Source organism: Bifidobacterium thermophilum (assembly GCF_002846655.1).
Classification (GTDB): Bacteria; Actinomycetota; Actinomycetes; order Actinomycetales; family Bifidobacteriaceae; genus Bifidobacterium; species Bifidobacterium thermophilum.
The window spans coordinates 38238-58962 of the sequence record NZ_PCGX01000012.1; the positions used below are offsets into that span (position 1 = coordinate 38238).

At 62.2% G+C, this 20725-nt stretch carries 18 protein-coding genes and 1 tRNA gene; 4 read left to right on the forward strand and 15 right to left on the reverse strand.

Annotation, left to right across the window (positions count from 1 at the left end; all coding sequences use genetic code 11):
• Positions 1 to 29: 29 nt before the first annotated feature.
• The 10 genes from amrS to CQR48_RS08605 all read right to left on the reverse strand — a co-directional run bounded on the left by amrS (position 30) and on the right by CQR48_RS08605 (position 10617).
• Positions 30 to 1304 (reverse strand): AmmeMemoRadiSam system radical SAM enzyme, encoded by a 1275-nt coding sequence (gene amrS, locus CQR48_RS08560; protein ID WP_101452643.1) that lies wholly within the window; start codon positions 1302 to 1304, stop codon positions 30 to 32.
• Positions 1297 to 3105 carry an AmmeMemoRadiSam system protein B gene (gene amrB, locus CQR48_RS08565; RefSeq protein WP_101452644.1) on the reverse strand — a complete coding sequence of 603 codons (1809 nt, stop codon included), beginning with the start codon at positions 3103 to 3105 and terminating at the stop codon, positions 1297 to 1299. Before amrB ends, amrS begins: the two co-directional genes overlap by 8 nt.
• A 429-nt stretch (positions 3106 to 3534) precedes the next feature.
• Positions 3535 to 4281, reverse strand: a complete 747-nt coding sequence (locus CQR48_RS08570; RefSeq protein WP_101452693.1) for a histidine phosphatase family protein — start codon at positions 4279 to 4281, stop codon at positions 3535 to 3537.
• A gap of 23 nt (positions 4282 to 4304) precedes the next feature.
• Positions 4305 to 4727, reverse strand: coding sequence for a ribosome silencing factor (rsfS, locus tag CQR48_RS08575; RefSeq protein ID WP_101452645.1), 423 nt, complete (start codon positions 4725 to 4727; stop codon positions 4305 to 4307).
• A 1-nt stretch (position 4728) separates the two neighbouring features.
• Positions 4729 to 6111 (reverse strand): bifunctional UDP-N-acetylglucosamine diphosphorylase/glucosamine-1-phosphate N-acetyltransferase GlmU, encoded by a 1383-nt coding sequence (gene glmU, locus CQR48_RS08580; protein ID WP_101452646.1) that lies wholly within the window; start codon positions 6109 to 6111, stop codon positions 4729 to 4731.
• A 423-nt stretch (positions 6112 to 6534) separates the two neighbouring features.
• Positions 6535 to 6605: transfer RNA gene (locus tag CQR48_RS08585), tRNA-Gln, on the reverse strand.
• 101 nt (positions 6606 to 6706) lie between these two features.
• Positions 6707 to 7726 carry a ribose-phosphate diphosphokinase gene (locus CQR48_RS08590; RefSeq protein WP_015451252.1) on the reverse strand — a complete coding sequence of 340 codons (1020 nt, stop codon included), beginning with the start codon at positions 7724 to 7726 and terminating at the stop codon, positions 6707 to 6709.
• Positions 7727 to 7790: 64 nt separating this feature from the next.
• Entirely contained in the window at positions 7791 to 8558 is a 768-nt protein-coding gene (gene nadD / locus CQR48_RS08595; protein ID WP_044288542.1) for a nicotinate-nucleotide adenylyltransferase, read from the reverse strand.
• On the reverse strand, positions 8555 to 9199 hold the full coding sequence (locus CQR48_RS08600) for a phosphoribosylglycinamide synthetase (RefSeq protein ID WP_101452695.1): 645 nt from the start codon (positions 9197 to 9199) through the stop codon (positions 8555 to 8557). The genes nadD and CQR48_RS08600 overlap by 4 nt, the downstream gene beginning before the upstream one ends.
• A gap of 98 nt (positions 9200 to 9297) precedes the next feature.
• Positions 9298 to 10617, reverse strand: a complete 1320-nt coding sequence (locus CQR48_RS08605; protein ID WP_101452647.1) for a glutamate-5-semialdehyde dehydrogenase — start codon at positions 10615 to 10617, stop codon at positions 9298 to 9300.
• A 210-nt stretch (positions 10618 to 10827) separates the two neighbouring features.
• Here CQR48_RS08605 and thrC point away from each other — a divergent pair, with 210 nt between their 5' ends.
• Positions 10828 to 12312, forward strand: coding sequence for a threonine synthase (gene thrC, locus CQR48_RS08610; protein ID WP_101452648.1), 1485 nt, complete (start codon positions 10828 to 10830; stop codon positions 12310 to 12312).
• A 198-nt stretch (positions 12313 to 12510) separates the two neighbouring features.
• On the opposite strand, the gene CQR48_RS08615 is transcribed toward thrC, so the two are convergent.
• From CQR48_RS08615 to CQR48_RS08630, 4 genes are all read right to left on the reverse strand, one after another.
• A complete protein-coding gene (locus CQR48_RS08615; RefSeq protein ID WP_101452649.1) occupies positions 12511 to 12903 on the reverse strand; it encodes a GntR family transcriptional regulator in 393 nt (130 codons plus the stop codon).
• 167 nt (positions 12904 to 13070) lie between these two features.
• A complete protein-coding gene (locus tag CQR48_RS08620; protein WP_015451258.1) occupies positions 13071 to 13730 on the reverse strand; it encodes an HAD family hydrolase in 660 nt (219 codons plus the stop codon).
• Between the two features lie 56 nt (positions 13731 to 13786).
• The gene (gene recN / locus CQR48_RS08625) at positions 13787 to 15577 is read right to left on the reverse strand and encodes a DNA repair protein RecN (RefSeq protein WP_101452650.1); all 1791 of its coding nucleotides are present in this window, start codon (positions 15575 to 15577) and stop codon (positions 13787 to 13789) included.
• Complete coding sequence (locus CQR48_RS08630) at positions 15577 to 16512, reverse strand: NAD kinase (protein ID WP_101452651.1); 936 nt, start codon at positions 16510 to 16512, stop codon at positions 15577 to 15579. The genes recN and CQR48_RS08630 overlap by 1 nt, the downstream gene beginning before the upstream one ends.
• A gap of 131 nt (positions 16513 to 16643) precedes the next feature.
• Here CQR48_RS08630 and CQR48_RS08635 point away from each other — a divergent pair, with 131 nt between their 5' ends.
• The 3 genes from CQR48_RS08635 to CQR48_RS08645 all read left to right on the forward strand — a co-directional run bounded on the left by CQR48_RS08635 (position 16644) and on the right by CQR48_RS08645 (position 19868).
• Entirely contained in the window at positions 16644 to 18107 is a 1464-nt protein-coding gene (locus CQR48_RS08635; protein ID WP_101452652.1) for a TrkH family potassium uptake protein, read from the forward strand.
• Positions 18108 to 18240: 133 nt separating this feature from the next.
• Complete coding sequence (locus tag CQR48_RS08640) at positions 18241 to 18894, forward strand: potassium channel family protein (RefSeq protein WP_101452696.1); 654 nt, start codon at positions 18241 to 18243, stop codon at positions 18892 to 18894.
• A gap of 170 nt (positions 18895 to 19064) precedes the next feature.
• Entirely contained in the window at positions 19065 to 19868 is an 804-nt protein-coding gene (locus CQR48_RS08645; RefSeq protein WP_101452653.1) for a hypothetical protein, read from the forward strand.
• On the opposite strand, the gene CQR48_RS08650 is transcribed toward CQR48_RS08645, so the two are convergent.
• Complete coding sequence (locus tag CQR48_RS08650; RefSeq protein ID WP_101452654.1) at positions 19832 to 20605, reverse strand: TlyA family RNA methyltransferase; 774 nt, start codon at positions 20603 to 20605, stop codon at positions 19832 to 19834. The genes CQR48_RS08645 and CQR48_RS08650 overlap by 37 nt on opposite strands.
• Between the last annotated feature and the right edge of the window lie 120 nt (positions 20606 to 20725).

A 20725-nucleotide genomic window follows, 5' to 3' on the forward strand; every position in this document is an offset into this window, starting at 1 on the left:
TCGTTGTTTTATCTTCTGCCGCAGCCCCGCTATCGGCCCGTATAGCGGCGGATGTCAACCGGCACGTGCATCCCGCCAAAGGTGCCTGGATGTTCATCCCATACGCCGGGAACAATCGCCCCGCAATCAGGGCATGTCCCGTCGGCGGTCAGCCGGTATCCGGTGATGTCGTACCAGTCGCGCTCAATCAACCTCGCCCCGCAAGACGGGCAGTATGTGGTGCCGCCGTCGCGGTCCGACACGTTGCCCGTATACACGTAGCGCAATCCCTCTTGTAGCGCAATCCGGCGTGCGTGCAAGAGCCGCTCCTTAGGTGTCGGGGGCACGTCACGCATGCGGTAGTCGGGATGGAATGCGCTGAAATGCAGGGGCACATCGCGTCCGCAATGTTCACGCAGCCATGCACATTCGGCGTGCAAGGTCCTGTCGTCATCGTTATGACCGGGAATGAGCAATGTCGTCAATTCCACCCAGGTGTCCGTGCCGTTGACCGCGTAGTCGATTGTCGCCAGCACATCAGCCAGATGCGTGCCGGTGTCATGCCAATAGAAATCCTCGGTGAAGCCTTTCAAATCGATGTTCGCCGCATCCATGTACCGGTAGAATTCAGGCCGCGCGCAGGCGGACATGTATCCTGCCGTGACCGCTACCGTGCCGATGCCATGGTCGCGGCAGGCGTGGGCGGTGTCGATGGCATATTCGGCGAACACAATGGAATCGTTGTACGTGAACGCGACAGACGACGCGCCGCACCCCTTCACCGCGTACACGATGTCATCAGGCTGAGCATCGACCGCATAAGTATCCCAGATACGGGACCGCGAAATATCCCAGTTCTGGCAGAACCGGCAGCCGCTGTTGCATCCGGCGGTGCCGAAGCTCAAGATCGCGGTGCCAGGATGCCAATGATTGAGCGGCTTTTTCTCCACCGGGTCCAACGCGAATCCCGAACTGCGTCCATACGTGTCCAGCATGATGACACCGTTATGGTTGGAGCGCACGAAACAGAAGCCCCGCTGACCGTCGCGCAGCTTGCATCCGCGTGGGCACAAGTCGCATTGCACACGGCCGTCCTCCAGACGATGCTGCCACCTGCCGATCGCCGGATCGCCGGGAACTGGACCCGTCGTCACCTCGCGTCGGCCGTCCGAGCGTGGGGACGGCGCCTCATAGGTGTGCGAAAACGGGCTGGTCGGTTGGAATCCCCCACGCATCGATGCCGCGACCTCGTCCGGGTGGGGCTGATCGAGCGGCTGCCCGGCATCCGTGGATCCGTGTGACGGCTGTGATTCGCGCTCATGCATGGTGGTTCCTTTCCTTGCCGGTAGCATCGGTGTCGGCTGCGTTGGCTGTGTCGGGGGCGGCGGCACCGGCGGCTTCTGCATCAGTCTCCGACGTGCCGATACGCGTATCCTGTATTCCCTTCTCATCGTAGGCACTGACGGTGTACGTCCATGCTGCGAACCGCGCATCATTCCACGTGGTGTCCGCGCGCAAGCCCGCTTTGGACAGCAGATGACCGACGAAATCATGCGGATGCGGCAATTGATCCCACACCTGTGGCAGGAAGGTGGCCTGGTGCCCGCGCCCGTCATCGATGACCAATCCGTCATGCCGGGGCACAAGCGAGGCTTCCAGCTGCGCGCGCGAGGTCACAGGCAACGCCCGCTTCGGGGACAGGACGGACACTTCGATGCTGATGGCGGGGTATTCCCACGGTTCCACCGGGCGGAAGCGCGGGTCATGGCAGGCGGCGTCCACGGTATGACAGGCGACATCCTCACCCAACGGACGGGTCGGCTCAAGCGATCCGATGCACCCACGCAAATCGCCTTGCTCGTGCAAGGTGACGAAACAGGCGCCGTCATGCTTCAGCCACGGGTGGATTTCGCTTGTTTCCGCTGCGGTCGGTCCGTCGGAGTCGATGCCGCAATATCTGGCGAGCGCCGCCCGTGCGAGGCGAGGCAATACTTCCGCGGCTTCCTGCGGCAGGGATTCTTGCTGATTCTGCGGGTCTGTGCAGGCATTGACGGTATTGCGGGCACGGCTGTCGGCATTGCGGACGGCATGACCGCTGTGCTCGCAATCGCCATCGTTCTCGCGGTCTTCACCGTCGCCGTCATTGTCACCCTCCCACACGGCGAAAGAAGCGTAGCCGACAACCGCCTGATCAGGGTCGGCCATGTCCGGGCGGCGCATCGGCAATCCCGAATCCGCGAGCGCCAGCACTCCCCCGTCGCCCGATGTTGAGCAGCCAAGCGGCCTGATGGTAAGGCCGCGACGCCGGCACACGTCAATCAGCCCGTTAATCGGGTAGGCGCCGCAGGCGTAATCGGGCACAATCGGCAGAATTCCGCCTGCAATGCGCGCAATCGTGTCATCGTCAAGCTGGCGCGCCACGTGTTCTGGATGGTAGTGGGATAGGTCCGAGCTGATGATGACGACGGTCGCGGGGTCCGTCCAGAACCGGTCAATTAGTGCACCAAGCTCGCCGGGAGTGGTGTCCCCCGCGTTAAGCGGGATGATGCTGGTCTGCGGGCCGAGGACACGTTGAATCCAAGGGATATGTACTTCGACGGCATGTTCGCGCCGGTGGGTGTCATCGTTGACGATGAAGCCGGGGGTATCGGCGTCGAGCGCGGCGCATTCGGCTTCGGTGTCAAGGGGCACCGTGCCGAGCGGGGTGTGCCATGAACCGGCGGTGCAGCATGCGGTGCCGTATACCGGCACGCGGTGAGTGGGACCGATGATGACGGCACGGCGGATTTGTCCACGGCCGCGTGCAAGCAGACTGTAGGCTAGTGCCGCGGTGGTGCCGGAGTATACGTACCCGGCATGGGGTGCGATGACGGCTTTCGGGGCTCCTTCAGGCAAGCGGCTGAGCAGATTGTTATGGTGGTCTAGCAAGGTGCGCGCATAGTCGAGTTGGCGGTCGATAATGCCGCGTAGCGCGTCCGAATCGGCCGGGTAGAACGTTCCGGCGACGGCAGGTTGGCGGATTGCCCCCTGCCAGATCGGGTTCGCGCACGTCGGTATGCGCGGCTTGCGTCGTTCTGTTCCTGCCGCGACGTCGCTGCCGGGCATATGCTCATGTGGTGTGGTCATGGCGATCACCTCTCCCCTTCGATGATAATCGAGTGACGGGCAAGAGATGAACAAGCGGTGAACACAATGCATGGTATGCCCCGCAACCTGGTCGGCACGCGACATGGCTGGGACCAGCGCACGGCGAACACTGATGCACCGCCGACATCGCCACACGGCCTGCAAAGCGACACGGCCGGCACCACCGAACCGTTGCCATGCAAGACGCGCGGACGTTCGGATCCGGTGCGTGCCCATTCACAAACTGTCTACGCTCACGGCGGTCCTGGCGTAACCAGTTTGAGTAACTATTCAAACTATCTACGCTCACGACCTCCGTTGCGTCACCAGTTTGGGTACGCATACCAACTGGCTACGCCTAACTGCTTCTTGGCGTAGCCACTTTGTGAGGGAGAGGGAACTGCAGCGGCAGGATAGATTGCCAAGCAATCAGTGCAGCGTCGGGGCTTCCCACTGGTCCGTGTCCGCGATCGCGGGGCCGTGGTTATACTCGGTCATCCGCCAGCGCACGGTGCCATCGGGCTGATCAGCTCCGGTCAGACGCGCCCAATGAGCGTTGAACATGGAGGTCATCGCCCCGAAGTCATGATTGCCTTGCGCCATGCCGAGCAAAGTCTGCAAAGTCTGGGAAATCCATGCCCCATGCGAGAAGACGAACAGCGTGGTGTCCGGGCCGGCACGATGCGACCAGTCATCAATCGCTTCGACGCCACGCTCCCCGACCGCGCCTTTCGTCTCGGCGCCATGCTTGAGCTCTCCGCCCGCGAAATGCCGCCATGACTGGTAGTCCTCGGTGAAATCGCGTTCAAGCTCCTCAAGCCGTAGGCCTTCCCACGCACCGAAACTGCGTTCACGCACCCGTGCATCCGGGTGCACGTCAAGCCCGAGCGGATCAGCGAAGGCGTGCGCGGTTTGCACGGCCCGGCCAAGATCTGAGCAGACGACCAGCTGCTTGGGGATATCCGGACGACCATCGACATACAAATCGCGCAAGGTCTGTGCCGTCTGACGGACCTGCCATTCGCCGACTTCATCGAGCGGGATATCCACCTGACCTTGCAAGCGATGCTGCTCGTTGTAGGCGGTACGGCCATGCCGCACGATGATAATCGACCTGACATGCGGGCCGGTCGGCTGGACGCGACGATGCTCAGGACCTTGGTATTCCCCACCCATACCGGGGGTACGATTCACCATGCTCACTGCTCGTCGGCGTCCGCGGACGCGGGTTCGGACGCGCCGGAGGATTCGGGTGCTTCAGACAGCTGCAGATCGATGGCCGGGCAATCCTTCCACAGGCTTTCCAGCCGGTAGAAGCGCCGCTCCTCCTCGTGCATCACGTGGATCACGAAATCGCCGAAATCAAGCAGCACCCAGCGGCCTTCCTGCAGGCCTTCGCGTGAGCGCGGCTGCAAATGGCCACCCTTGGTGTACAGGTCCTTCTCGATTTCCTCAGCGACGGCGAGCACCTGACGTTCGTTGGACGCGGTGACGATCATCATCACGTCGGTGATGGCGATCGGCCCGGTCACATCGAAGGCGACGATATCCGTGCCCTTCATGCGGTCGGCCGCGGCTGCGGCGATGCGGACGGCGTCGATGGAACTTTGCAATGCGGTCATATCAGCGCTCCCAAGCGGGCTTCCAGCCCTCGATATTGTGTTGTGTGTTCTCGGAGTATACCATCGTATCGTCGGGCACGTCGTGACGGACGACAGACCCGGCGCCGGTGGTGACGCCATCGCCGACCTCGACCGGCGCGACGAACATGTTGCCGGCACCCACATGGACGTTGGAGCCGATCTTCGTGCGGTTCTTGTGCACCCCGTCGTAGTTGGCGGTAATCGTGCCGCCGCCGATGTTGGTGTGTTCGCCCAGCTGGGCGTCGCCGATGTAGCTCAGATGCGGAACCTTGGTGCCGTTGCCGATATGGGCTTTCTTCATTTCGACGAACGCACCGGCCTTGGTTTCCTCGCCCAGCTCATTGCCCGGACGCATGTAGGTCCACGGGCCGATATTCGCTGCCCGCCCGACATGCGATTCCTGGACACGGGAACGTTCCACATGCGCTTCGGCGTCGATTCGCGCGTCGATGAGCGTGGTGTACGGACCGACGACCGCGCCTTCGCCGATGGTGGTCGTTCCTTGCAGGAAGCTGCCTGGAAGAATCTGCGCGTCCCGTTCGATGCGCACGTCGTCATCAATCCAAGTGGTGGACGGATCAAGGATGGTCACGCCCTGACGCATCCAGTATTCACAGACGCGACGGTTGTGAGCGGCGGCGAGCGCGGCCAGCTGTACGCGGTCGTTGACGCCTTCGACACTCAAGGGGTCGGGAGCCGCCCACGCGCCCACCCGACCGGTGTGGCGAGCGGTTTCGAGGGCATCAGTCAGATAGAATTCGCCTTGCGCGTTCTGGGAATCAAGCCCGGCAATCGCGGCGGCGAGAACCTTCGCGTCGAACACATACACGGAGGTGTTGACCTCGCGGACGGCCAGTTCGCTGCTGTTGGCGTCCTTCTGTTCGACGATGCGCAGCACGCTGCCGTCGCTGTCGCGGATGATGCGGCCGTACCCGGTCGGGTCGTCGAGCACGGTGGTCAGTACGGTCGCGTCGTTGCCGCTTGTGCGATGGTAGTCAAGCAATCCGGACAAGGTCTTGGTGTCGAGCAGCGGCATGTCGGAGGCCGCGATGAGCACGGTGCCGTCGGCCTTGCCTTCGGCTGCGAGCTGGTTCATCGCGCACTGGACTGCGCGACCGGTGCCAGGCAGATCGTCTTGGTTGACGATTTCGACGAATTCGTTGTAGGAGCGTGCCGCCTCGGCGACACGATCGGCCTGATAGTGGACGACAACGGCGAGGGTTTCCGGATCAAGACCTGCAACGGACGCCATGACCCGCTCAAGGAAGGTCTTGCCCGCGAGCGTATGCAGCACCTTCGGCGTGGCGGAACGCATCCGGGTGCCTTCCCCTGCGGCAAGAATGATTGCGGCTGACAATGTCATACGATGAAATCTCCAATTCTTCGTAACGGCGCTGCGCCGGACGGCCATGCGTGAGGCGTCTGACGGCGGCACGCCATGCTTCGAGGATTGTAACCGTCGGGGGCGGACATGGGGGCGTCAGCACAAGCTGTCATCCATGCCTGACTGATGTCAGTGCCAAATGCGGAAGCGGCTTTGGTTCCGCTTCTGCCAATGCCTAAGGACAAGTCAGCGTCGAATGCCCACGTTGGCAGATACCCCGAAACTGTCTACGCTGACAGTCCTCTCAGCGTAGACAGTTTGTAGGGAGTGTGGGAAGGATGGCGGTGAAAGCAAAACGCACGGGGCCGTTGGGCCTCGTGCGTTTGTGATGCCGTTGCCGGACCCGGACTCGCGGGCCCGGCCGGCGTGGGTTCCGTGTTTCGCGCGCGGAACCGTTTCGGGTTCCCCCACCTGGACTCGAACCAAGACAAAGGGTTCCAAAGACCCGTGTGCTGCCATTACACCATGGGGGATCGGCGGTTTTCACCGCCAAGTTGCTATTATGCCATACTCTGGCGTTTCGTCAATCCGTCCGCGCGTCTTTCAGCGCCGCCGGACCGACAAACCGCAGAATTCAAGCGAACAGGAAGCCCTGCCCGTGATGCACCGGATAGGTGTCAAAGAGCTCTGCGACCGAGCCGTCCTCGAACACCGCCTTGATAGCGCTGGCGAGCAGCGGCGCGATGGACAGGACCGTCAGGCCATCCCAGCGCTTCTCCTCCGGAATCGGCACGGTATCGGTGAGCACGACCTCGCGCGCACCGCAGTTCTTGAGCCGTTCTACCGCAGGACCAGACAGCACGCCGTGGGTGGCGACAACGGTCACGGACTTGGCGCCCGCGTCACGCAGCACATGGCATGCACCGGCGATGGTGCCGGCGGTGTCGATCAGATCGTCGACGAGCACGCAATCCTTGCCTTCGACTTCACCGACCACACGGTTGGAGACGACCTGATTCGGCCGGGTGATGTCGCGGGTCTTGTGGATGAAGGCGAGCGGGCCGCCGCCAAGGCGCTGCGCCCACTGCTCCGCCACACGGATACGGCCTGCGTCCGGGGAGACCACGGCGACGTTGTCAAGCTGGTTGGCGAACCGGTCACGAATGTAATCGACCAGGACCGGCATGGCGATCAGATGATCCACCGGGCCGTCGAAGAAGCCCTGGGACTGGGCCGCATGCAGGTCGACGCTCATGATGCGGTCGGCGCCGGCGGTCTTGAGCAGATCGAACATGAGACGGCAGGAGATGGGCTCGCGGCCGCGATGCTTTTTGTCCTGGCGCGAGTAGCCCAGCAGCGGGCACACCGCGGTGATGGAGCGGGCGGATGCGCGCTTGAGCGCATCAATCATGATGAGCTGCTCCATGATGGACTTGTTCACGGGGTTGCAGTGGCTCTGCAGCACAAACACGTCGGCGCCACGAACCGATTCGGTATAGCGCACATACATCTCGCCGTTCGCGAAATCGTATGCCGTAGTTTCCAGCACGTCGATGCCAAGTTGCTTGGCAACATCCTGCGCCAGCCTGGGGTGCGCCCGGCCGGTGACGAGAATGAGGTTTTTATCAGGCTTTCCTTCGAGGATTGCGCTCACCGTGTCTCCAAACGTTGTTCGCTGAAGTGGACGTATTTTATAGTAGCCATCCGCATTGACCGGCTCAGGCGGACACGTGCGTGTCCTTGGCGCCGCCGCCGGCAATCCCACGATACAGGCCGTGCTTGCCGATATACTGCACGACGCCGTCAGGCACCAAGTACCACACCGGCTCGCCGTGAGCCGCCCGCCGCCGCACATCGGTTGACGAAATCGCCAATGCCGGAATCTCCAAGGTGTCCACATGACCTTCGCTAAGCAGCTGCGAGGACGGGCTCGTATACCCCGGCCGCGTGACCGCAACGAATTGCGCGAGATCCCACATCTTGTCGGCGTCCTTCCAACGCATAATCTCCGCGACCGCGTCCGCTCCGGTGATGAAGAACAATTCGGCGTCAGGATGCTGGGCGTGGATGTCGCGCAGCGTGTCGATGGTGTAGGTGACCCCAGGACGGTCGATATCGACGCGGGAAACCGTGAACTTTGGGTTCGAGGCGGTGGCGATAACAGTCATGAGGTACCGGTCCTCGGCGTTGGTGACATGCCTGTCCAGTTTGAACACCGGGCGTCCGGTCGGCACGAAAATCACCTCGTCGAGGTCGTATACCCATGCGACTTCGGAGGCGGCAACCAAATGCCCGTTGTGGATGGGATCGAAGGTGCCGCCCATGATGCCGATACGCGGCCGGCTATGCCAATTGCCGCGCGCGGACCTGCGCGAGGATGATCCGGGCGTGTCGATTTGCGGGCGTTGCAGCAGGTCCGACATACGCCGGCCTGCATCGGACTGGCCTGGCGCCGGCATGCTCGTCTCAGATGGACTGCCACTCATGCCTTGTCTCCGTGGTGCTCGCCGTGATGGCCCGCATGTTGCTGACCAGCCTGTTCAGGTTGCCCGGAACGATTGGCCTGCTCGGCATGCTCGGCGATCTGGCGCTGCTGCTTGTCGGCGTCCTCGGTCTGCTCCTCGATCTGCTCGGCGGTCGGATCAGGCTCCTTGGGATCGATCTTGCCCATATCCTCGTCCCATTCCTGCTGGACGACCCGCCGGATTTCCGCGAAGGTGGGCAACAGGAAATCAGGCTGATACAGGCGCCGGATCTCCGCCACCCGTTCGGTGATGCGGATCAGCGTATCCGTCATCCCGTCGATATCCCCCTCGCGCTCCATGGCGGCATACTTGCGGATGTGGTCTTCCATGACGCGCATATGCTCGGCGACCTGCGCCTGCTGTTGCTCGTCGAGATCGACCACGTCAGGCGCATCATTCTCCGGCCACCCGATGAGCACCGCATCCGCGTATTCCAACGATGCCCGCTGGGCGGCGGTGGCGATACCGTCCTCGATTTGCACGAGGAACACATACCTCACGGTACTCAGACGTTCCGCCGCAACCCGCAGGGCGAGCTTAGGGTCATCCAGATCGATGCCGCGGTCTCGCGCCAATGCTTCATTCACTGCCACTTGTGTCACCTTCGTTTCCTTCACGGTTCCTGCGAACCGCCCCTGATGCCGTCATACCGGGATACCGGGATGTATCGCCGACGCGCCTTCCGGTGCGTCGCCGCGAATTACCGGCGCACCTGCCCGGTGCCGTAGCCGATCCACTTGGTGGTGGTCATCTCCTGCAAGCCCATCGGGCCGCGCGCGTGCATCTTCTGCGTAGAAATACCAAGTTCGGCGCCGAAACCGAAGACGCCACCGTCGGTGAACCTCGTAGAGGCGTTGACCATGACCACGGCGGAATCCACGAGCCGGGTGAACCGCTCGATTGCGGAATAATCCTCGGCGATAATCGATTCGGTGTGCCCTGTCGAATGCATGTTGATATGCCCGATCGCCTCGTCCAGCGAATCGACGACCTTGACACCCATTTTCAACGCGAGATATTCGGTGTCCCAATCCTGTTCGTCCGCCTGCTCGAGGTCGATGCCCTCGATGCCGGCGGCGTCGATGATGCCATAGGCTCGCTCGTCGGCGCGCAGCACCACATTCGCCTCGGCGAGCGTCTGCGCAGCAAGAGGCAGGAAAGTTTCGGCGACATCGCGGTGCACGAGCAGCTTCTCCGCCGCATTGCAGACCCCGACACGCTGGGTTTTCGCGTTAAGGATGATAGGGATGGCCTTGTTGAGATCTCCGGAACGGTCAACGTAGATGTGGACGTTGCCGGCGCCGGTTTCGATGACCGGGACCTTGGAGTTGCGTACCACGGCCTGGATGAGGCCGGCCCCGCCACGCGGGATGAGCACGTCGATATGGCCGCGCGCCTCCATCATCGCGGTAGCGCCTTGGCGGCCGTAGGCGTCGACCGTGGCAACAAGTGCCTGGTCGAACCCGTGTTCGGCGATGGTCTCGCGGATGACACGCAATGTGGCCGCATTGGTGCGTTCGGCTGCATGGCCACCGCGCAGGATGGCGGCGTTGCCCGATTTGAGGCACAGCGAGGCGACATCGACCGTCACATTGGGCCGGGCCTCGTAAATCATGCCGATGACGCCGATGGGCACGCGTACCTGGTTGAGGCGCAACCCGTTGGGCAGGTTGTACCCGCGCACGATTTGCCCGATCGGATCGGGCAGCGTGGCGACATGCCGGATGCCTTGCGCACTGGCGGCGATGCGGTCCACATCGAAACGCAGGCGGTCGAGTTTTCCTTCATCCATGCCGGATTCGAAGGCTTCCTGCATGTCCTGTTCGTTGGCGGCGGCAATGTCGTCGGCATGCGTGTCGAGGGCGTCGGCGATGGCGAGCAGCAGCTCGTTCTTCGCTTCGGTGTTTGCCTGTTCGAGTGCGCGCTGGGCCTGGGCGGCGGCGTCCGCCATCATGCATACGGCGCTGAAGACCTGCGCGTCGACGCGCCCGGCCTGCCCGCTGTCTTCTTGGTTCGTCATAGCCAAAACAGTAGCGCACGCCGCGGGCATCGCGCTGATTTCGCTCACACGGCGGGTCAATTATTTCCAAAGGATGACCATGGCGGGCCGATACGGCGTCCTTAACGGTGCCGACGAGGGTGTCCATATCGGGGAACGGCAGCGCCGCCTGCCCATGGCTCCCGGTAGAATACCGCCCATAAGATCCACTTAACTTTGCAAGGATGATTCGTGATCACGTTCCATAGCACCCGCAGCACCACCGATTCACTCACTTCCAAGCAGGCCATCCGCAAGGGCATCGCCGACGACGGCGGCCTGTTCGTCACCGACGCGCTCGGCGACACGCAAATCGACGTCGCATCCCTTGCCGGCAAGTCCTACCAGCAGATCGCCCAGGAGGTGCTGGGCGCACTGCTGCCGGATTTCACCGATGACGAGCTGGCGCAATGCGTGCGCGACGCCTACGGTGAGCAGTGGTCCGACCCGGCGATCACACCGCTCAAGCCCTTGGGCGACGATTACATCCTCGAGCTGTTCAACGGCCCGACGTCCGCGTTCAAGGACGTCGCTCTGCAGATTCTCCCTCGTTTTATGGCGCATACCGCCCCGACCGGCGATCCGAACGAGAAGATCATGATTCTCACGGCCACCTCGGGCGACACCGGCAAGGCCGCGCTGGCCGGGTTCGCCGATGTGCCGGGCACGGGCATCACCGTGTTCTACCCGGAAGGCAAGGTCAGCCAGGTCCAGCAGCTGCAGATGACCACGCAGGCGGGCTCGAACGTGAACGTGTGCGCGGTGCGCGGCAATTTCGACGACGCACAGAGTGCCGTCAAGCGGATTTTCGGCGACCATGAACTCGCCAACCGCATCGACGACCAGGCGAATGTGGTGCTTTCCTCGGCCAACTCCATCAACGTTGGCCGTCTGGTGCCGCAGGTCGTCTACTACTTCTCCGCGTACGCGCAGCTGCTCGAACGTCAGGTCATCAACGCGGGCGACGAAGTCGAGTTCTGCGTGCCAACTGGCAATTTCGGCGACATTCTCGCCGGCTATTACGCGAAGATGCTCGGCTTGCCGGTCAAGCATCTGGTCGTCGCCAGTGACAAGAACAACGTGCTCTTCGACTTCCTGACCTCCGGCACCTACAACCGCAAGCGCCCGTTCTTCCAGACGATCAGCCCCTCGATGGACATCCTGATCTCCTCGAACCTCGAACGCATGCTGTATTACATGTCCGACAAGGACACACGCCTCATCCAGATGCTCATGAACGACTTGAACCAGTGGGGCGCCTACGAAGTGCCGGCCGAGCTGCTGACGAAAATCCGGCAGTTGTTCGGTTGCGGCTGGGCCGACGAGGACCAGGTGCGCGAGATGATCGCCGACTGCTGGCAGAAGAACCATTACGTGATCGACCCGCATACGGCCTGCGGCTATTACGTGATGCAGCAGATGCCGCGCGACCCGCTCACCCCACGCGTACTGCTGAGCACGGCGAGCCCGTACAAGTTCCCGCGCGTGGTCAACGAGGCGCTGGGCTGGGATGCGTCCGGCTCCGATTTCGATTGTATGGATGTGCTCGCCGAGCACAGCGGGACCACCGCCCCGAAGGCACTGCGCGGCCTTGAGCACGCGGATGTCCGGTTCACGGACGTCGTCGATATCGACGGCATGCCCGCCTACGTGGAGCAGGCGGCGGATCGGCTGTAACACGGTCACGATAACAACGGCCCGGGCGTTTTTCGTCCCGGGCCGTTGTTTTTCTTGGCGAGAATGGGATATGGGCGCATCGTCGCGCCACCGCCGCGACCTCACCGGCAGGGGCATGTGAGCCGATCCGTCCGGTCTCCCAGGTCTCCCCGCACTCCCCTATAGACAAGGCAGCGGAAGACCGCGAAATCCACGTGACTAGCCGAGACGCTGCTGTTCGATGTCGGCGTAGACGTCGGCGAGCATACGCTCCAGTTCCTGCATGGAGATATCCGCGCGCTGGGCGGCGGCGCACGCTTCCTCCAAGTTTTCCCGTGTTTTGGTCAGCAGGCGACGGCGCAGCACTTCACCGCTGCGCAATGCCACGAACGTGCCTCTGCCCTGCTCATTGCGCACGATGCCCTCGTCGGCGAGTTCATCATAGGCGCGAGCGACGGTGAGGACGGACACCCCGAGTTCGGCGGCCAACCGGCGCAGCGACGGCAGGGCCTGTCCTTCGGTGAGCTCGCCTGAATATACCGCCGACCTGATCTGGGTTTTCAGCTGCTCGTATTTCGGCTTGTCTGAATCATCGGATACCGAGAATTTCATGCCGCTCCCTATCATGCGTGTCGTCGGTTTGCGGTGGTGTGCGCATGCGCACACGCAATCGGTGATGTACACACCACCACAAACTGTTCTACTGTTCTGATAATCAGTATATCACTCAGCAGATGATTCTGAACCCCCGGAAGTCGGGTATGCCACGGGCTTCACGCCTACAGACGCACCGGGGCATCATTGAAATCGAACATGATGCCGTCAGCTTCATCGCAGATGGTCGGCCAGTCCGCATCGGATGAGTCATCATGCATCGCCCATGCCCGCATGCCGGCAGCCTTCGCGGAGCGGATACCGATCAGAATATCCTCGAACACCGTGCAGTTCTGCGGGGCGACGCCCAAAAGCTGCGCCGCCTTGAGATACACATCCGGCTCCTCCTTGCCGGTGTCACCGACCTCATCGACGCTGCACACAACATCGAAATACTCGTCCAGCCCGGTATGTCTCATTGCGGCGACGCGCATGCTTGGCAACAGCGTCGTGGCAACCGCGAGTTTGGCCCCGCTTTGCCGCAGATACGCGAGATATTGCAAGGCATGGGGTTTGGCCTCGACGATGGTCGCATACGCGTGCGTGGCCATTTCGGTCCACTCGTTCATCAGATCTTCCGGCGTGTCGTCCAAATCGAACCGTTTGATCGTATATTCGGCGATCTGCCGAAACTGCATCGAGGACACGGTCGTCATGTAGTCGTCTGGCACCTCGATGCCGCGTTTGCCGAGGAAATCAATATCAACCTGATCCCACACACCCATGGAATCAAGCAACGTCCCGTCGAGGTCGAAAATTGCCGCCTTGCCGCTGTTGGCACCCATTTGAGGCTCCTTTCGTCAATCCCGCCGCCGCATTACGGCGGGACATACCGTTATTGCTACTCTACACTCGCCGCGAGCAATTCCCGGGCATGGTCGAGTGAAGTTCCCGATTCGCTGCCGGAAAGCATGCGTGCAATCTCCCGTACGCGGTCTTCCCCGTCCACGCGGGTCACAGTGGTGGTGACCCCGGCAGCGCCCGGCTCGTCAGGGGTGTCCGGGGCTGTCGGGCCTTTGCTCACCACGTACTGCTCCTGCGCCCACGAGGCGACCTGCGCCAGATGCGTGACAACGAGGACCTGCGAGGATCGTGCGAGTTTGGCAAGCCTACGCCCGAGTTCCGCCGCGGCCTTGCCGCCGACGCCCGCGTCTACCTCGTCGAAGATGAAGGTCATATCGGCCGCTTCGCCGCGCCGCTCCGCAATCGTGAGCTCGAGGGCGAGCATCAGACGGCTCAGTTCGCCGCCTGATGCGCTTGAACCCATCGGCAGCGGTTCGGAACCGGGGAACGGGGTGAATGCGAACATGATGTCGTCCATGCCGTGGGCGTCGAGCACCTGGGCAACATCGGCACCGGCACTGGCGCCGGCACCGTCACCAGCATCCGGACCAGATTCTGTGACACGCGGAACGACCCGGACCTCAAGCCGGGACCCGCCCATCGCCAGTTCAGCGAGCTCGGCGGTAACGCGCTCACCCAGCTCGCCTGCGGCTTTCACCCTGGCGGCGCTTAGCTCGCGCGCAGCGTCCAAGGCCTTGGCAGCCAGATGATCCCGGTCGGCACGCAATTGCTCAAGTTTTTCCGGGCTGGCATCCAGATCCTCCACCTCGAACGCGGCCTTGTCACGCCATGCGATCACGTCGACGAGCCCAGGCCCCCAGCGCCGTGTCAACTCCCCCAAATCATGGATACGCGTATTGATGGCGTCAAGATCGCCTTCATCATCATCGTCATCGGTCTGGCGTGACAACGTGAACACCACGTCCGACAGATCAGCTTCAATCGAATCAAGCCGCTGAGCGAGCTTCTCGTAGGTATCGTCGCCGTCGACGCGGATGGCACGCAGGCTTTGCGCGGCATGCCTGACCAAATCGGTCGCCCCATTCGAATCGCCGTCCGAGTCCAGTTGCGATGCGTCCAATGCGGCGATCGCCCCGTTGACACCTTGTTGGATGGATGCGGCGTTTTCGATGCGCGAACGCTTGGCCTTGAGGTCCTCGTCCTCCCCCGGTTGGGGGTCTACCTGGTTAATCCGTTCGATGGATTCGCGCAGATAATCGGCACGCTGCCGGACATCCGCCTGCTGGTGCTCGAGCGCATCCAACCGGTCGTCCATCGCCTTGAGCTCGTTCCACGCCTTGCCGTAGGCCTCCAACAGCGCATCATCACCAGCGTAGGCGTCAAGCACCTCACGCTGGCGGGCGGCAGAAGCGATACGCAGTTGGTCCGCCTGCCCGTGGATGGTCACCAAGTGCTCCGACACATGCTGCAGCACAGAACGCGGCACGGTATGCCCCGAAAGCACCGAACGCGACCTGCCGGCCACCGGCACTGTGCGTGACAGGTACAATTCGCCTTCATCCGCGGCGGCATCTACGCCCGCGTCTTTGGCCTGAATGACGGCCGGATTGTCTTCAGCGACCGCGAATACGCCTTGTGCCCACGCTTCCTGGGCTCCCGGGCCGACACGCCTCGACTGGGCGGGACCACCGGAAATCAGGCGAATCGCGCTCAGCAGCATGGATTTGCCGGCACCCGTCTCACCGGTGATGGCGGTCATACCCCTCGCAGGTGCGATGCGCGCGTGGTGAATCGGCCCCAGATCGCGTATCTCAAGTTCCTCAAGCATCAGCGGGCATCCTCCCCTGCCGTGTCTTCTCCGGTCGTATGGTGCGTCTGCCGGGTGCGGCTATGCTCACGCCAGCCAACCACTGGGAGATCAAATTTCGTGACCAAACGTTGGGTGAATGGCACGCCGGACAACCGTGCGAGCCTCAAACGGCTCTTCGATTCACGCACCTCGACGCGCGTGCCTTTGGGCAATGCCCGCTGACGACGCCCATCACAGCAAATCCAGCCATCCGACGTCGAATTGTCAAGAATGGTCATGGTGAATGACGAGCCGGCCCCGATAATCAAAGGCCTTGCGAACAAGGCGTGCGCGGCGAGCGGAACCAGCTGCAAGGCCTCGACGTTCGGCCAGATGATCGGCCCGCCGGCGGAGAATGCGTAGGCCGTGGAACCGGTCGGCGTGGAGACGATGACGCCATCGCAGCCGAACGAGCTCATCTCCACGTCATCGACGCGGATGGACAGCTCAACCATTTTGCCCCGGTCGGAACGTTCCAGCGTGATATCGTTAAGCGCCCAATCGCTCAATGGCGCGTCCGCCCCCGGCAGCCACACGTCGACATGCGCGATCATGCGTTCGTCGATGGAATAGTCGTGGGCTGCGACACGCTGAATCGCATCGCTCATCTGGAAGCTTTCGAATTCTGCAAGGAAGCCGACATGCCCGAGGTTCACGCCGAGAATCGGCACTTTCGTGCAATGTACGAGTTCCGCGGCGCGCAGGATGGTCCCGTCTCCGCCGAGGACGACGACGATTTCGGTATCGTCGTCGATCTGGGCGGTCGGTTCCGCGAATCCCGGGGCTTCGACATTGTCGATGATCGAAACCTCGAAGCCAGCGCCACGCAATTGGTCCACCGCCTCGGAAACCACAGTGCCGCTTTGACGCAACCTGGTATGCGTCACGACAACAGCACGCCGCTGCAAAGCCATACGCCGCCCTTTCAACCTCGAACACGGGTCCGCCACCGGTGGGCGCGCCCGTCCTACTGCTCCATCCTAGCTGAACTTCATCTAGAATAGCGGCTGAGCCCATGTATCGGCACGCGTAAGGAGCGCAGAAAATGTCGAACCTCGTCCTCGACGAGTCATCCATGAACCGCGAAGCCTCGCGCGGCTACAGCTGGTGGTTCTCAGGCGACGCGTTCGAACGTCAGGCTGCGCAGGACCGCCGTCCGCCGCGCCGCAACCTCTCGGCGAAACTGTGGTCGCACCCCGGTCGGCTGACCATCCTGTACTTCTTCGCGCTGATTGTGCTGGCCACGGTTCTGCTGGAACTGCCCATCAGCGCCCATAACCGCATGGTGACTGATCCTGTGGTCGCGTTCTTCACCGCGGTTTCTGCCGCTTCGACATGCGGCATCCAAGTGGTCAACACCACCACTCACTGGTCTCTGTTCGGGCAGGCGGTCATTCTGCTGGCGGTCCAATTCGGCGGCCTCGGCGTCATGACCTTCGCGTCCCTGATTGCTTTGGCGGTCAACAAGCATATCAAGGCATCGCAGCGCATGCTCACCGCCAGGGAACTCGGCGCGACCAAGCTGAGCGAGACAAAAGGCGTACTCAACGCGGTCCTCGTGACCACCCTGCTCATCGAGGTCATCACCTTCCTTGCCTTGTTCCCCGGACTGTTGCACGTCAATCACGGCAATGTGCGGCACGCCTTGTGGGAAGCACTGTTCTTCGCGGTGATTTCATACAACAACGCCGGTTTCACGCCTGATGGCGCGGGTTTGCATGTCAACAGCTGGGGTGTCGGCCTTCCGGTGCTGCTCAGCGCGTTCTGCGGCACGCTCGGCTTCCCGGTGCTGCTCAACCTCATGCGCGCCGCGCGCAAACACACGCCGCCGAAACGCTGGACTCTGCACACCAAAATCACGCTGATCGGTACCTTCTGCATGGTGGCGGTCTCGCTGCTATGGTTCCGGTGCGTCGAGTGGAACAACCACATCCTGTTCTCGCACGCCGACCTGCAAACGCGGCTGCGATACGCGCTCACCGCGGCGGTCATGCCCCGCACCTCCGGGTTCGACCCCTCGTGGGTGCCGGATGTGAGCGATCCGACGAAAGTGTTCATGAGCGCGTTCATGTTCATCGGCGGCGGCAGCACCTCCACCGCCGGCGGCATCCGTGTGACGACCTTCACCGTGGTATTGCTCGTATGCCGGGCGGCGTTCCGCGGCAAGCGCGATGTTACCGTTTTCCACAAGCGCATCAACGAGCGCACAACGATGACCGCGGTGAGCATCATGACCACATGTCTAATACTGGTGTTCACGGTGTCGCTGGCATTGATGGCGGTGTCCGGCTGCTCGTTGAGCAACGCTCTGTTCGACACCTGCTCGGCCTTCGGACTGGGCGGATACACGGTCGGCGTCGCCGACCAGAGCGACCCGGCGGCGTTACTGTTGCTCGCCACGACGATGATCATCGGGAGGATCGGGCCGATGACCATCGCGTATGCGATCAACCGGCCGTCCGAGGCTCAGGCGGTGCGTTTCCCCGAAGAGCCGATTATCGTGGGCTGAATACCCGTGCGGGTATACTGTCGGGCAGTGTGGCGCAGCTGTGGCAGGCGACGGCTGGCGAGTGAAAGCGTCGGATATGTCGGCGCATCAGGAAGTGCCGTATGCGCCGGATGTGTCGGAAAGGGATGGATTGATGGCAGACAATAATCGAAGCGTTCTGGTGGTTGGGCTCGGCCGATTCGGCAGTTCGGTGGCTTCCACACTTGACGAGCTCGGTCAGGACGTGCTGGCGGTGGACAAGGATCCCGTGCTGGTCAACCGTTGGTCGTCGACCATTCCGACGGTCCAGGCAGATATGACCGATGTGCTTGCGGTCGAACAGATTGATGCGGGTACATTCGGCACCGCGGTTGTCGCCATCGGCGACAGCGTCGAGGCTTCCGTCATCGCCACCGGCAATCTGCTGGACGCCGGAATAACGGATCTGTGGGCGAAATCCGTATCCAAGGAGCATGCGCGTATCCTGCAACGCATCGGCGCACGCCATGTCATCAACGCGGAAATGGACGCGGGCAAACGCGTCGGACATCTGGTGTCCGGGGATTATCTGGATTACATCGAGCTTGAAGGACCTCATACGGTGGTGAAGATCCACACACCTGCGCAGGTCGTCGGGTATTCGGTCGGCGACGCCCGCATCCATTCGCGCTACGGGATCACGGTCGTCGCTGTCCAGTCCCCCGGCCAGGAACTCCAATACGGTTCGAAAGATATCGTCATGCACCGCAATGACGAACTGGTCATTATGGGCAAGCAGGACCAGATTGACCATTTCATGCGCGGTTGAGCACGGACCTCACCATCGTTCGCGGCAACTGCGGATTTGCCACCGTTCCCGGTGATTCGCTATACTCGTAGCTCATCATGTGACGTTCGGCCAGGGACGGCCTAAGTCACTGGGCACTGCCAGCGCCGGTGGGGATACCGGGACGCCGGCAACCTCACAGAAGGGCGAAGATGACCACGGAGAGCCGGCAACACTTACAACGGCCCACGATTGGGGACGACACCACAGAACATTCCGCACACGGGCAGCACGGGCGGGGTCCAGAACACGAATATGACCCGCTGTACACGACGATTATCCATACGATCAGGCGCGACGAGCCGCTCGTCATCCGACAGGCAAGGGTACTTGGACGGCTGCATGCGCCGCAAATCGACGGCGGCACTCTGATTTGCGAGAACGCGCACATTGTGTGCGATGGCAATCTGCATGTCTCGAAAATCAGCGGATACGGCACCATTGTCGTACAAGGCGAGGCAGCCTGCTGCGAACTCAACTTCGTCGGCGACATCCGGTGCGCGGGACAAGTCACATGCTGCGGCGAAGCGAAAATGGCCGGCATGCTGCAAGCGGAAGGCGGGCTGCTCGCATCCGCCTTGGCCATGACTGGGGTGATGAACGCCCCGCATCTTGTGGCGAACAACTCAGTTCTGATTGACACACTGGGCGACGGGCTGTGGGCGCATCGGACGCTGCGCCGCCGTGACCAGCACAGCACGATTCGCAGAATCGAAGCGCACCAAGTCGAAGCCCGCAGATTGCACTGCGACCAGATCAGTGCCGAGTGCATCATGCTCGAAGACACCAGCGATGTACGTACGGTACCGCTCGAAGCCCATCTGTCAGTCGATGAAGGTTCTCGCATCCGCTTCTTCGAACGCCGCGACGGGCAGCTGCTTCCCGCAGGGCGGGCGATGTCCAGCGGCGCGACACCGGTTCACTGCGCGGCGCGAACTTGCCCGGTGCGCAGATAAAGCAGATATTCCACGTTGCCGAAGGTCCCTTCAATCGGTGAGACCGCCGTGCCACACACGGTCATCGCGTGGTTCTGGGCGCATTCGCTGACACGCAGCAGGGCTTGTTCTCTCAGCTGCGGATCGTCGACAATGCCGTTTTTGCCGAGATTGCCGCGCCCCACTTCGAATTGTGGTTTGACCAGGAGCACGACATGCGTGCCCGGCCGGGAAATCCTTGCGATCACGGGAATCACATAGGTCAGGGAGATGAACGACACGTCGGAGACGATCATGTCAGGGCTCCAAGGCAGGTCGTCGCCCGTCACATCACGGATATTGACGCCGCTCATGTCCGTGACGCGCGGGTCGGCCTCGATCCGCTGATCGAGCTGCCCGTGTCCGACATCGAGAGCGATGACCCGGGCGGCGCCGCGTCGCAGCAGCACTTGGGTGAATCCCCCGGTCGAAGCGCCGATATCCAGGCAGGACATGCCGACTGGCTCGGGAAGGCCGTAATCTTTGAAAGCTTCGAATGCGCCGACCAGTTTGTAGGCGCCGCGTGACACGTAGTCGTCTCCGCGGTCAACGTCGATGGCATCGCTCGGCCTGACCGCGAACGACGGTTTGGTCTGAACCTTGCCGTTGACCGTCACGTGGCCGTCTTTGATCAGTCGGCTGGATTTCGTGCGTGTGGGTGCCAAGCCTCGATCGACGATGGCGATATCAAGCCGGACGGGCGCTGCTGATGCGCTCATCGACGTGCCGTCCCCTCATCCAGGGCATGCTGCAAGCCAGTGAGTACACCGCCAAGCGCTTCGATACGTTGCGCGTCATCCATTTGCGGCCACCCATGCAACTGTGGGTACCGTGATTCG

Coding starts and splice junctions, on each gene's coding strand:
- nadD (WP_044288542.1), bottom strand. CDS start 8,558: ATGAGTGGCAGTCCATCTGAGACGAGCATGCCGGCGCCAGGCCAGTCC.
- CQR48_RS08640 (WP_101452696.1), top strand. CDS start 18,241: ATGGCAGACAATAATCGAAGCGTTCTGGTGGTTGGGCTCGGCCGATTC.
- amrS (WP_101452643.1), bottom strand. CDS start 1,304: ATGCATGAGCGCGAATCACAGCCGTCACACGGATCCACGGATGCCGGG.
- CQR48_RS08650 (WP_101452654.1), bottom strand. CDS start 20,605: ATGAGCGCATCAGCAGCGCCCGTCCGGCTTGATATCGCCATCGTCGAT.
- amrB (WP_101452644.1), bottom strand. CDS start 3,105: ATGACCACACCACATGAGCATATGCCCGGCAGCGACGTCGCGGCAGGA.
- glmU (WP_101452646.1), bottom strand. CDS start 6,111: ATGACATTGTCAGCCGCAATCATTCTTGCCGCAGGGGAAGGCACCCGG.
- CQR48_RS08630 (WP_101452651.1), bottom strand. CDS start 16,512: ATGGCTTTGCAGCGGCGTGCTGTTGTCGTGACGCATACCAGGTTGCGT.
- CQR48_RS08570 (WP_101452693.1), bottom strand. CDS start 4,281: ATGGGTGGGGAATACCAAGGTCCTGAGCATCGTCGCGTCCAGCCGACC.
- CQR48_RS08605 (WP_101452647.1), bottom strand. CDS start 10,617: ATGACGAACCAAGAAGACAGCGGGCAGGCCGGGCGCGTCGACGCGCAG.
- CQR48_RS08635 (WP_101452652.1), top strand. CDS start 16,644: ATGTCGAACCTCGTCCTCGACGAGTCATCCATGAACCGCGAAGCCTCG.
- CQR48_RS08620 (WP_015451258.1), bottom strand. CDS start 13,730: ATGGGTGCCAACAGCGGCAAGGCGGCAATTTTCGACCTCGACGGGACG.
- rsfS (WP_101452645.1), bottom strand. CDS start 4,727: ATGACCGCATTGCAAAGTTCCATCGACGCCGTCCGCATCGCCGCAGCC.
- CQR48_RS08645 (WP_101452653.1), top strand. CDS start 19,065: ATGACCACGGAGAGCCGGCAACACTTACAACGGCCCACGATTGGGGAC.
- CQR48_RS08615 (WP_101452649.1), bottom strand. CDS start 12,903: ATGAAATTCTCGGTATCCGATGATTCAGACAAGCCGAAATACGAGCAG.
- recN (WP_101452650.1), bottom strand. CDS start 15,577: ATGCTTGAGGAACTTGAGATACGCGATCTGGGGCCGATTCACCACGCG.